We start from the raw sequence: 13,136 nt of genomic DNA, 5'->3' as shown, positions 1-13,136 counted from the left end.
TATAATTATTACTTACATTTATTACTTTTTATGTAAATGAATAAATATACAAAACAGAGTGAAATACTCCTTTAATCAGTAGTTTTTTTCTCTCATCTAACTTTTTCACACTAACAACACAAAAAAATATTACCCTGATGTAAAACTTCCAATCCGTAACCCCTGTATTCTACCTAGCATTAACTACCAGAGGTATAAATAGAAAATACAATAAAAAAATAACACTTAGATCGCTATAATCTAAGTGTTATTTCTGAACAATAATAGTAGCCTTCTTTCTCAATTTCCAATCAATCCATTTCATAACAATTGGCTTCAATAAAGCCCTCGTTACTGGGATAACAAAGATAAAACCTATTATATCCGTCACATATCCAGGAAGTACTAAAAGAATACCTCCTATAAAGACGAAAATACCATCCAGGACGGCATCACCCGGCATTTCTCCTCTATTTAACCTAAATTGAATCTCTCTAACTATTTTAAACCCTTGTCGTTTCGCCAAATACACGCCTACAATACCTGTAAATACAATCATAGCGAACGTAGACCATAAACCTATTACATGACTTGATCCAATTAAGACTGTAATTTCAATCGCCGGTATTAAAATAAGCAAGAATAGTAACCACTTCATAGCTCGCACTCCTTCATATTTCATTTCAAAGGTTTAAGTATCTTCCTTTCACCTTACCAACCCTCTTCTAAGCCCCTTACAACGCCCATATAAGCCTCGCAAAAGATAAACAACTCTTCCGGTGAGCGTTATAACAAACGTTTCCTGGAGTGATTTCAGGCGTTTAAAGCTATCTCTATCCTTTTTTGTGTAAAAAAAAGAGAAGGACTCCGCTCCTTCTCTCCGTATTACTTCTTATAGCACTTCCGCATGTCCATTATAAACAATTCCGCGTGCTGCATCAACTGTTACTTCTTGGCCATTTTTTAAAGTTGTTGTTACGCCGTTTACACCAACGATAACAGGAATACCGATAGATACACCTACAACAGCCGCATGGCTTGTTAAGCCACCTTCTTCAACAACTAAAGCAGCAGCTTTTTCAATTGCAGGAATCATATCTTTATCAGTGCTTGTTGTAACAAGGATATCACCTTTGTTTACGTTCGCTACAGCTTCAGCAGCTGTTTTTGCTACAACTACTTTACCTTTTGCAGCTTTACGACCAATTCCTTGTCCTTTAGCAACTTCTTCACCAACAACGTGGATCTTCATTAAGTTTGTTGTACCAGTTTCAGCAACCGGAACACCAGCAGTGATTACTACAGTATCTCCAAGTCCGATTAGACCTGCATCCATACCTGTTTGAATTGCAGTATCTAACATTTCATCAGTAGACGCTGCACGTTTTCCAGCCATAAATGCTTGTACACCCCAAACAAGTGCAAGACGACGTCCTACTTGCTCATCAGTTGTTACAGCTACGATTGGAGATTTCGGACGGTATTTAGAGATCATTTTCGCAGTATATCCACTTTCTGTTGGAGCTACGATTGCAGCTACATCAAGAGCAAGTGCTGTGTGCGCAACAGATTGACTAATTGCATCTGTAATTGTTGGAGTGAACTCTTTAATACGTTTTTTGAACATATCTTCATATTGTAATGATTTTTCAACACGTACTGCAATGTTAGCCATCATTGTTACAGCTTCTACTGGGTATTGACCCGCAGCAGTTTCACCTGAAAGCATAATTGCATCTGTACCATCGAAGATTGCGTTAGCTACGTCACTTGCTTCCGCACGAGTTGGACGTGGGTTACGTTGCATAGAATCTAACATTTGCGTTGCAGTAATAACTGGTTTGCCTAATACGTTACATTTTTTGATTAGACGTTTTTGCACTAATGGTACTTCTTCTGGTGGAATTTCTACACCCATATCACCACGAGCAACCATTAAACCGTCAGAAACTTCTAAGATTGAATCGATATTGTCGATACCTTCTTGGTTTTCGATTTTTGGTACGATTTGGATGTATTGAGCGTCATGTCCTTCTAATAATTCACGAATTTCTAATACGTCAGATGCTTTACGCACGAAAGATGCTGCGATGAAATCAACTTTTTGTTCGATACCGAAAACGATATCTTTTACGTCTTTTTCAGTGATACCAGGAAGCTTAATGCTTACGTTTGGTACGTTAACACCTTTTTTATTTTTTACAGTTCCGCTGTTTAATACTTTTGTGCGGATGTTTCCGTCAGCTTTTTCGATTACTTCTAGTTCGATAAGACCGTCATCGATTAGAATACGAGAACCTGGGTCAACATCATCATAAAGACCAGCATAAGATACAGAGAATTTCTCTGCAGTACCTAATACTTGCTCAGTAGAAAGAACTACTTCTGCACCTGTTACAAGCTCAGCTTGTCCGTCTACGAAGTCATGAGTACGGATTTCTGGACCTTTTGTATCAAGTAAGATACCAACTGTTTTACCAGTTTTCTTTGAAGCTTCACGAATGTTTTTAATACGAGCGCCGTGCTCTTCATGGCTACCATGAGAGAAGTTTAAACGAGCAACGTTCATACCCGCTTCAATTAATTGCTCTAATTTCTCAATACTTTCACTAGCAGGACCTATAGTACATACAATTTTAGTTTTACGCATATTGCACCTCCGAAAATTATGAAACCGTTCCCAAATACAAGGCATTAAGCCGATTAGATGGATAATTCTTTAGATAATTGATACATATCTTTATCGATTGTATGCTTTTGAGCTAACGCTTCGATAATGTCATGATCAATAAGTTTATTGTTTTGGATACCTACACAGCGTCCACCTCTGCCATCAATTAGCAATTCAACTGCGCGCGCGCCAAGGCGACTTGCTAATACACGGTCTTGTGCACTTGGTGATCCACCACGTTGTACGTGACCTAATACAGTTACACGAGTATCAAAGCTTGTTGCTTCTTCAATGTGCTTACCGATGTCAATTGCACTTCCAACACCTTCAGCTACAACGATAATACTGTGCTTTTTGCCACGTTCACTACCGCGTTTCAGACGAGCGATAACATCTTCCATGTCATACTCTTCTTCTGGAATTAAGATTGTTTCTGCACCATCAGCTAAACCAGCCCATAATGCGATATCTCCAGCATGACGTCCCATTACTTCGATAACATATGTACGTTCATGAGATGTAGCTGTGTCACGAATTTTATCAATTGCATCAATAACAGTATTTAAAGCTGTATCGAAACCAATTGTGAAGTCTGTTCCAGGGATATCATTGTCGATTGTACCTGGTACACCTACACATGGGAATCCTTGCTCAGTTAATTTTTTTGCGCCTTGGTAAGAACCATCTCCACCAATAACAACAAGTCCTTCAATACCATGTTTCTTTAATTGCTCGATTCCTTTTAGTCGTACTTCTGGGTCTTTAAACTCAGGACATCTTGCTGTATATAATTTTGTACCACCACGGTGGATAATATCGCCAACAGAACCAAGTTCTAATTTTTCAATATGACCAGAAATTAAACCAGCGTATCCATGGTAAATACCATATACTTCAATATCATGGAAAATCGCTTTACGAACAACTGCACGAATGGCAGCATTCATACCAGGTGAATCTCCACCACTTGTTAATACACCAATACGTTTCATTTGTACTCACCTCATAAAGATTATTTGCCTTATAATAAAATAACACGAAAAAATATAAAAACACAATGGAGAAGATGTGTCTTTTCATAATAAAAACGTGCATTCGCGAAGAGGAACGCACGCTTTTCTTATTTTATCCCAATGGAAGCGTTTGAAAACGAAACTTGCCCAATTTTCATATATTTTTCATAACGTTTTTCGATTAATTCATCTTTCGAAATTCCGTTTAATTGTTCAAAAGTTTTTCTAATCATTAAGTCTATATTTTCTGACTGTTTTAAAAGATTACGGTGAGCTCCACCTTTTGCCTCTGGAATAATTTCATCAATTACACCTAATTCTTTCAAATCTGCTGCCGTAATTTTCATTGCTTCTGCAGCTTCCTTCGCTTTCCCTGCATCTTTCCAAAGAATTGCCGCTGCACCCTCTGGTGTAATAACAGAATAAGTGGAATTTTCTAGCATATGAATGTAATCTCCTACTCCAAGACCTAGCGCACCACCGCTACCACCTTCACCGATAACGATACAAATAACAGGTACCGTTAAACCTGCCATCTCAAATAGATTGCGGGCAATTGCTTCACTTTGTCCACGTTCTTCAGCTGCTTTACCAGGATAAGCTCCCTTCGTATCGATGAAACAAATAATAGGACGATTAAACTTTTCCGCTTGTTTCATGAGACGCAGTGCTTTTCGATATCCTTCTGGATGAGGCATCCCAAAATTACGACGAATATTTTCTTTCGTATCTTTTCCGCGTTGATGCCCAATTACAGTTACAGGCATCCCCTTATATTTCGCAATGCCGCCGACAATCGCTGCATCATCACCAAATAGGCGATCTCCATGACATTCAAAAAAATCAGTAAATAAGTGCTCAATATAATCGAGCGTTGTCGGTCGTTCTGCATGACGAGCAATTTGAACACGGTCCCATACTTTCATATTGCCGTATATATCTTCCTCTAAATTTTCTAGCTTGTCTTCCAAAATACGAATCTCCTCACTGAAGTCCATCTGGCTGTTTTTCGTATAGTCTTTCAGTTCACGAATCTTATTTCTTAGCTCAACAACTGGTTTCTCAAATTCTAGCTCTGCCATACAGCCATTTCCCCTCCTTGATGAACTTCTAAAATCTTACGGAGCGATTCTCTCATATCATCACGATGCACAACCGCATCTAATTGACCATGTTCTAGTAAAAATTCTGCCGTTTGGAAATCCTCTGGTAGCTTCTCACGCACTGTTTGTTCAATTACACGTCTACCAGCAAATCCGATAAGTGCACCTGGCTCTGCAAGATTATAATCACCAAGTGAAGCGAAACTCGCTGAAACCCCGCCCGTCGTCGGGTGAGTCATAACAGAAATAAATAGTCCTCCTGCATTACTATGCTTTTTCAAAGCTACGCTTGTTTTTGCCATTTGCATTAAACTTAATATCCCCTCTTGCATACGGGCACCACCCGAAGCAGTAAAGATAATAAATGGAACTTGTAAGTCGTATGCCTTTTCAACCGCACGGGCAATTTTTTCTCCTACAACAGAGCCCATGCTCCCCATTCGAAAACGAGAATCCATTACTGCAATAACAACAAGCATGTCATCAATTGTTCCTTCACCAGTTACAACCGCTTCATTCAACTCAGTCTTCTTACGATCGTTTTCTAGTTTCTCTTCATACCCTGGAAACTCAAGTGGATTTAATGAAACCATCTCTTTGTCATACTCACGAAATGAGCCTTCGTCCAATATACTATTAAGGCGTTCCCATGCATTCATCGGATGATGATATCCACAATTCACGCATACTTTTAAATTTTTAAGTACCTCTTTCGTATACATGATTTTTTTACATTTCGGACATTTTGTCATAACGCCATCTGGTACATCTTTTCGTACTTGTTCTGAAGGTATTGCAGCGTACTTTTTCTTTTTCACGAATAAATCTCTTAGCACAATTTGACCCCCTTCGTTGAGAGCTAAGGTTAGCGTAAGAAGAAAATGGGGCTAACACCAAAGTTTGATGTTAGCCTTATCTTCTCAATCTGTCTAATAACCTCTCTCTTTACGTTTAACTTTAACCGCTATGCGGTAGAATGTTTGTCATAACGTGTCATGGTCATTTCGACAAATTTTATACATTACGAGTGAAACTGTATATTCTCTACTAATTCATCGTAAATTTTTAACGCATCATTTTCTTGCTTCTCTTTCAAGACAGCATAAAGCTTTCTATACATTTCGATAGAATCTCCTGAAATTTCACAAGAAAGAGTTGCAACATAATCATTTACGATCATCCAAATGCGATAAAGTAAATAATTATCGAATTGTTCAATAAGTGTTTTAAAGAACGTTTGATGAAGCATTGGAATTGAGCCTTCATTTTCTTCAAGCACTTGGTGTAATTTACTTAGCACTTTAGAAAACGTTTCTTTCGGTAAATTACATACAAGTCGAATCATATCTTTCTCAAGCAATCGTTTTGTTTGTAATAAATCACGAATTGTTTTCTCATCTTGCAGCAAGAACGGAGCAATTAATTGTACAAGACCGTTATCGTAAAAGTTTCGAATAAACGTCCCCTCACCACGTCTCGTTTCAATTAACCCTACAAGTTCTAAAGCACGCAATGCTTCTCTTACAGAGGAACGTCCAACGTTTAAGCGTGAACTTAACTCACGCTCAGATGGCAAACGATCCCCCGCTACTAAACCATCCTCTTCCATTATGGAACGGATTTTTTTTACAATTTCGAGATATACTTTTGTATTTGATGATGTCAATGGAAATTCCTCGCTTATTCTTTACCAATCAGCGCTAATTGTTTTGTTTTCTCAGCGACTTCATTTGGATCTACTTGACGGCGAGCTACTCCTGTCTCCATTGCTGCTTTCGCAACGTAAGCCGCTACTTGAGGCGCTACACGCGCGTCAAATGGCGCCGGAATGATATGGTCCGCATTCAACTCATCCTCTGATACAAGCTCTGCAATAGCTTGTACAGCTGCCATCTTCATTTCTTCATTAATTTGTGTCGCATGTACATCAAGTGCACCGCGGAAAATACCAGGGAACGCTAGTACATTATTTACTTGGTTCGGGAAGTCAGAACGACCTGTTCCAACAACAGCTGCGCCCGCTGCTTTTGCCAATTCTGGCATAATTTCTGGAACCGGATTCGCCATTGCAAAAATAATTGCATCGTCATTCATTGTACGAACCATCTCTTCAGTTAATGCACCTGCTGCAGATACACCAATGAATACGTCCGCACCTTGTAAAACGTCAGCTAAAGAACCTTCAATACGATTCTTATTTGTATATTTTGCAACTTCATCTTTCACCGGATTCATACCTGTAGGGCGACCTTCATAGATTGCCCCTTTACGGTCACACATAATAACGTCACGTACACCATAGCGATATAAAAGTTTAATGATTGCAATACCCGCTGCACCTGCGCCATTTGCGACAACTTTAATGTCAGACATTTTCTTTCCAACTAATTTCAGCGCGTTCACAAGGCCCGCTACTGTTACGATAGCTGTTCCGTGTTGATCATCATGGAAGATAGGAATATTTGTTTCTTTTTTCAAACGTTCTTCAATAACGAAGCAGTTTGGTGCTGCAATATCTTCTAAGTTTACACCGCCAAAAGTTGGCTCCATTAATTTTACAGTTTCAACAATTTTATCTACATCGTTTGTATTTAAGGCAATAGGGAATGCATCTACACCAGCAAAGCTCTTGAATAATACAGCTTTACCTTCCATTACTGGAAGAGATGCTTCAGGTCCAATGTTACCAAGACCAAGTACAGCCGTTCCATCTGTCACAACTGCTACCATATTTCCCTTCATTGTATATTCATATACCTTACTTTTATCGTCATAAATTTCTTTACAAGGCTCTGCAACCCCTGGAGAATATGCAAGACTTAAATCTTTTGCATTTTCTACTTTTACTTTTGATACAGTTTCTAATTTTCCTTGATGCACTTTATGCATGTGAAGTGCTTCTTCACGAAGTGTTGACAAACTATCCACTCTCCTCAAATTATTCTTGCTGATATCAATTTCTCCAAGTGGTCTGACCACGAACACTACTACTATAATAATCGAAATGTAGGGAAATTGTCCATTATATTTTCACAACGACATTTTCGTCGCCGACAATTTCACGAAGTGCTCCTAGACATTCTTCACTCGGATGAATTGATAAACTTCGAGATAATTGTACCATTTTATGTTCCTTTTCATAATAAATTAGTACTTTCGCAAAACCTGAATAGTCAAACAATATTTTCGTAACTTGATTTACAAGCTTTTTTTCATATTGAGACGGCAATTTCACGTAAACAGATGCGTATTTCGTTTCTTCATAAACATCCATTTCTTCCAGCGGATATACTCCATTCACAATCCATTGCAACTTATGGTTTCTGTTCTCGATCGTACCATCAACTAAAACAATTGCCCCTTCTTGTAACCTGTCCGAAAAATGTATATACGTTTCCGGAAAAATAACGGCTTCCATTTCATCATTTTGATCACAGAATGTAATAAACGCCATCTTTTGCAACTTTTTCGTACGAATCACTTTCACACTTGTTATATATACGATCGCTCTTTGTACTTTTTTCTTATGTCGCATCGCCTGAGCGAGAGATGGGATTTCTAATTCTTTTCCTAACTTCGCATACTGCGCTGTCGGGTAGCTAGATAAATAAAAACCGAGGGCTTCTTTCTCTTTATTTAACTGTTCAATAAAGGATAGCTCTTCTCCTTGTACATATTTTGATTTTGGAACAGCATCTCCTAAATCACGTGCAAGGTTCGCATACTCTAGCGCTCCTTTAAGACTTTTCCATAAATTCGTTCTCGAAACACCAAAATCGTCAAAACATCCCGACCAGACAAACGCTTCTAAATTTCGCTCCGTTACAAACTTTGATGGCATACGAAGACAAAATTCAAATAAATCTTCGAACATTTTCCCCTCACGTTCTTCGAGTAACGCCGTCACTGTAGCCATCCCGATATTTCGAATTGAAAGTAAGCTGTAACGTATCGCATTCCCTTCTATTTGGAAGTTATAACCACTTCTCTGAAGAGACGGCGGCAAAACATGAAACCCTTTTCGTTTCGTTTCTCGTATATACTGCACAATCTTATCTTCATTTCCAATTGCACTTGATAATAGTGCTGTCATAAATTCCAGCGTATAATTCGCTTTTAAGTAGGCAAGCTGATATCCGATCATACTGTAAGCTACAGCGTGACTTCGGTTAAAACCGTAATTCGCAAATCTTACAATTAAATCGTAAATTTGTTCTGAAGCCGTCTCATCGTATCCGTTTTTCAAACACCCTTGAACAAAATGCTTACGTTCTTGATCTAAAATATCACGATTCTTTTTACTCACTGCACGGCGCAGTAAATCCGCTTCTCCAAGCGAAAACCCAGCTAACTTCGATGCAATTTGCATAATTTGCTCTTGATATACAATTACGCCATATGTTCTTTCTAAAATCGGCTTTAAGTCTGGATGTAAATATTCAATTCGTCGTTTTCCGTGCTTCGATTCAATGAAGGTTGGAATTTGTTCCATCGGTCCCGGTCTGTATAACGAGTTAACAGCAACTATATCTTCAAATTCATTCGGTTTTAACCCACGAAGCACATTTCGCATACCACCTGATTCAAGCTGGAACACACCTGTTGTATCCCCTCTTCCTAACAATTGAAACGTCTTTTCATCTTGAAGAGGTAAATTTCTTATATCAATGTGTTTCCCCGTTTTTTTCACAATAAACTTTATAATATTTTCAAGTAACGTTAAATTACGTAATCCTAAAAAATCCATCTTGAGCAACCCAAGCTCTTCTAATGCATCAGCTGGATATTGCGTAACATAAACATCGTTATGCCCTTCTTGAATTGCTACACTTCCCGTTAACGGTTCTTGACTCATAATAACGCCGGCTGCATGAATAGACGTATGACGCGGTAATCCCTCTACACGTTTTGCGATTTCAAACACACGCTCATGCAAAAGATTCCCTTGTATAAACTCGCGGAGTGACTGAGATTCCTCATATGCATCTTTTAACGTTATACCAAGCTTTGATGGAATAAGTTTTGAAAATATATCAATATCTCTTGGCGGAAGCCCCATTACACGAGCGATGTCCCTAATTGCGGCTTTCGCTGCAAGAGTTCCGAACGTTACAATTTGAGCAACACGAAGCTGACCATATTTATCTTTCACATATCGAATCATCTCATCACGTCTTATATCTGGAAAATCAATATCAATATCTGGAAGTGTCACACGTTCAGGATTTAAAAACCTTTCAAATAGTAAGTCATATTCAATCGGATCAATATCTGTAATTTCTAATACGTAAGAAACGAGTGAACCAGCTGCCGATCCACGTCCTGGTCCTGTTAAAATATGATTTTCATGTGCGTATTTCATAAAGTCCCATACGATGAGGAAATAGTCACTAAATCCCATACTAGAAATCACATGTAATTCATGATTCAAACGCTGTACATGTACTTCTTTCGGCGTACCATATCGCTTAAGCAAACCTTCTTCACAAATACGGCGCAAATACGTATCATTCGTCTCGTTAGATGGAACAGGAAATTTCGGTAATTGATTTACATGGAAAGGAATTTCTACTCGGCAACGCTCCGCAATTTTTATTGTATTTTGAATCGCTTCCTCAGCATGAGAAAATAGTGCTTCCATTTCATCCGATGACTTTAAATAATACTGATCCGTTTTCATTCTCGGCCTATCTGGATCAGTCATTTTTGTTCCGCCTTCAACAGACAATAAACATTCATGAACAAGTGCATCGCTTTGATTAATGTAGCGCACATCATTTGTTGCAACGACTGGAACGTTTACCTTATTAATAAATTCAGGCAGCTTTTCTTGTAAAAGCAGTTCATCTTGAATCGCATGATGCTGCAAACTTATATAAAAATTGCTGAACATATTTTGATACGTATGAGCTACTTCTTCAGCCTGACTCTCTTTGTCTTCTAATAATAACTGTTCAATCTCTCCGTCTTTCCCTGGTGAAATTGCAATTAATCCTTTCGCATAATGAGCGAGCCATTTCTTTGGAATACCCTCTTTTGACTTCGTCATAATGCTGCTAGAAATTTTCAATAAATTTTGGTAGCCTATTTCATTCTCAGCAAGTAAGACGAGTGGATAAGACTTTTCTTCTTCTTCACTAAAAATAGAAGCTGTTAAGCCGATAATAGGCTGTATACCATTTTTCTTGCATGCTTTATAAAATGGAATAACTCCATACATAACATTTTCATCTGTAATGGCCAGCGATGAAAATCCAAGATCTTTCGCCCGAATGACAAGTTCATCAATTTTACAAGCACTTTTTAACAAACTAAAAACGGTTTGACATTGTAAATGCACAAACTTCACTGTTGTACCCTCTCTTTACCTATTTGACTACTTTTATTATAGGTGATGAGGAAAGCGGAAATCAAAACATACTTCTCATACTTTGTCCATATATATGAAGAAGAAAGGGGAATGACGATGGATGTAAGAGAACATACTTTTTTCTCTCTGCTTATTATTAGTTACTTTATTGCCTTTGGAGTTATACTTGGGGGTTCATTAATTGGCGGATTTGGTGCATTTCTCATTGGAAAACCAGCTCTAACTTATATTAATCAATTTGCCCAAAATTTAAGAATTTGGGCACTCGTTGCAGCGATTGGTGGAACGTTCGATACCTTTTATAGCTTTGAAAGAAGCTTCTTTGGCGGAGATATGAAAGATATCGTAAAACAAATTCTCCTTATTTTTTTTGCAACTGGTGGTATGCAAACTGGTCTTATTATTATTAAATGGCTGACGCAGGAACATGTATGAGAGTACCAAGTGCCAATACAGCCAAAAGATGGTATTTAGTTTTAGCAGGTGCTGCTGTTGGAGGCGTTTTGAGCTGGTTTATTTTTTTGTACATATATGGTGTTTTTCAGCAGGAACAAGCTAGTAAAATAGCAGAACAAAGAGAAATTATAGAAAAGCAAGAAGCAAAACTCCACGTCCTTCTCGAAGATCAAGAGAAATTGAATACAGAAAATAAGCGGCTCTTAACAATTCAAGAAATTAAAATAAAAATTATAAATCGAGAAAAATATGATTTAGACAACCTTACACTCGAAAACATGACCACTTCTATCCATAATGATCTCCAGCATCTTTTAACGAAAAACATTCAAAGCATCGCAAAAAATAAGGACCTACTCAAAAAAGTGATCGAAAATAAAACGTACAAACATTACGATCGTATATATCGCTTTAAAGTAGACACAGTCTCTTTTGATACCGTACTGGAAATTAGTATTGTTATAGAGAAAGAAAAATAAAGAAGGAGGGCCTCAGCGCCCTCCTTCTCTTTCGTCCAACATCCAATTTTTATCTACACAGCTCACTTAAATCAGCAAAAAGACGATCCGCTTCTTCCCAAGAAGATGCTTTTGCACCAGAAGCCATCGGATGTCCTCCGCCATTATATTGCATTGCTAATTTATTTATCACTGGTCCTTTTGAGCGAAGACGAACACGAATCACATCGTCTTCCTCTAAAAATAGAACCCATGCCTTTAATCCGTCAATATTACCAAGCGCTCCAACAACGCCGGATGCCTCAGAAGGAAGTACATCAAACTTTTCTAATACTTCTTTCGTTAATTTAATGTAAGCTGCCCCTTCTTCTACCATCGTAAAGTTTTGTAAAATATAACCGTTTAAACGAGCAATCTTTTCTTTCGTCTTATACATTTCATTGTATAAATCTGTGAATTTCACATCCATATCAACAAGCTCACTTACGTAACGAAGTGTTTTTGCTGTTGTATTCGGGAATAAGAAACGACCTGTATCTCCAACAATTCCTGCTAAAATAAGGCGGGCTGCTTCTTTTGTTATTTTTAATCCTTTATCTTTTCCATAGTTATAAAACTCATAGATCATTTCACTTGTAGAACTCGCTGTCGTATCTACCCACGTAATATCTCCGTACGGATCTTCATTTGGATGATGATCAATTTTAATTAACATCTTCCCTTTTGTATAGCGTTGATCATCAACACGTTCTTGGTTTGCTGTATCACAAACGATAACAAGCGCATTTTCGTATACACTATCTTCAATATCATCCATTACTCGTAAATATGCTAATGACGGTTCATTGTACCCAACCGTATAAATATTTTTCTCTGGAAACGATTCTTGTAGAATTGTACTAAGACCGCCCTGTGAACCTAATGCATCTGGATCCGGACGTACGTGACGATGAATAATAATCGTATCAAACTCTTTAATTGCTCCTAAAATTTGCTCATGCATATGTATAATCTCCTTTTTATTCAACTTCTTCACTTTATCCCCCATTATAACGGAAAATATTTCATACATGCGAACAATTGCTT

Annotated in this window: 11 protein-coding genes; 2 read left to right on the top strand and 9 right to left on the bottom strand. The window is 37.9% G+C overall.

Annotated elements, in window-relative coordinates:
• Positions 1–247: 247 nt before the first annotated feature.
• The 8 genes from JDS80_RS12485 to dnaE all read right to left on the bottom strand — a co-directional run bounded on the left by JDS80_RS12485 (position 248) and on the right by dnaE (position 11,115).
• On the bottom strand, positions 248–637 hold the full coding sequence (locus JDS80_RS12485; RefSeq protein ID WP_000871641.1) for an FxsA family protein: 390 nt from the start codon (positions 635–637) through the stop codon (positions 248–250).
• 234 nt (positions 638–871) lie between these two features.
• Complete coding sequence (pyk, locus tag JDS80_RS12480; RefSeq protein ID WP_199638662.1) at positions 872–2,629, bottom strand: pyruvate kinase; 1,758 nt, start codon at positions 2,627–2,629, stop codon at positions 872–874.
• A gap of 53 nt (positions 2,630–2,682) precedes the next feature.
• The gene (gene pfkA, locus JDS80_RS12475) at positions 2,683–3,642 is read right to left on the bottom strand and encodes a 6-phosphofructokinase (protein ID WP_199638660.1); all 960 of its coding nucleotides are present in this window, start codon (positions 3,640–3,642) and stop codon (positions 2,683–2,685) included.
• 128 nt (positions 3,643–3,770) lie between these two features.
• Positions 3,771–4,745, bottom strand: a complete 975-nt coding sequence (gene accA / locus JDS80_RS12470) for an acetyl-CoA carboxylase carboxyl transferase subunit alpha (protein WP_000818790.1) — start codon at positions 4,743–4,745, stop codon at positions 3,771–3,773.
• The gene (accD, locus tag JDS80_RS12465; RefSeq protein ID WP_199638658.1) at positions 4,733–5,602 is read right to left on the bottom strand and encodes an acetyl-CoA carboxylase, carboxyltransferase subunit beta; all 870 of its coding nucleotides are present in this window, start codon (positions 5,600–5,602) and stop codon (positions 4,733–4,735) included. The genes accA and accD overlap by 13 nt, the downstream gene beginning before the upstream one ends.
• A 185-nt stretch (positions 5,603–5,787) precedes the next feature.
• Entirely contained in the window at positions 5,788–6,432 is a 645-nt protein-coding gene (locus JDS80_RS12460) for a FadR/GntR family transcriptional regulator (protein WP_097832102.1), read from the bottom strand.
• Between the two features lie 14 nt (positions 6,433–6,446).
• The gene (gene ystJ / locus JDS80_RS12455; protein ID WP_165444500.1) at positions 6,447–7,655 is read right to left on the bottom strand and encodes an NADP-dependent malic enzyme; all 1,209 of its coding nucleotides are present in this window, start codon (positions 7,653–7,655) and stop codon (positions 6,447–6,449) included.
• A 133-nt stretch (positions 7,656–7,788) separates the two neighbouring features.
• Positions 7,789–11,115 (bottom strand): DNA polymerase III subunit alpha, encoded by a 3,327-nt coding sequence (dnaE, locus tag JDS80_RS12450; protein WP_199638656.1) that lies wholly within the window; start codon positions 11,113–11,115, stop codon positions 7,789–7,791.
• Between the two features lie 42 nt (positions 11,116–11,157).
• Between dnaE and JDS80_RS12445 the strand changes: the two genes are divergently transcribed.
• Together JDS80_RS12445 and ytrI are read left to right on the top strand one after the other, a co-directional pair.
• On the top strand, positions 11,158–11,571 hold the full coding sequence (locus tag JDS80_RS12445) for a YtrH family sporulation protein (protein WP_002034291.1): 414 nt from the start codon (positions 11,158–11,160) through the stop codon (positions 11,569–11,571).
• Entirely contained in the window at positions 11,568–12,071 is a 504-nt protein-coding gene (gene ytrI, locus JDS80_RS12440) for a sporulation membrane protein YtrI (protein ID WP_071748289.1), read from the top strand. Before JDS80_RS12445 ends, ytrI begins: the two co-directional genes overlap by 4 nt.
• Positions 12,072–12,120: 49 nt before the next feature.
• On the opposite strand, the gene JDS80_RS12435 is transcribed toward ytrI, so the two are convergent.
• Entirely contained in the window at positions 12,121–13,053 is a 933-nt protein-coding gene (locus JDS80_RS12435; protein ID WP_206774566.1) for a DHH family phosphoesterase, read from the bottom strand.
• Positions 13,054–13,136 lie beyond the last annotated feature (83 nt).

The sequence above is a fragment of the Bacillus cereus group sp. N8 genome (assembly GCF_016483685.1).
Lineage (GTDB): Bacteria > Bacillota > Bacilli > Bacillales > Bacillaceae_G > Bacillus_A > Bacillus_A proteolyticus.
This window is presented reverse-complemented; position numbering and strand designations above follow the sequence as displayed.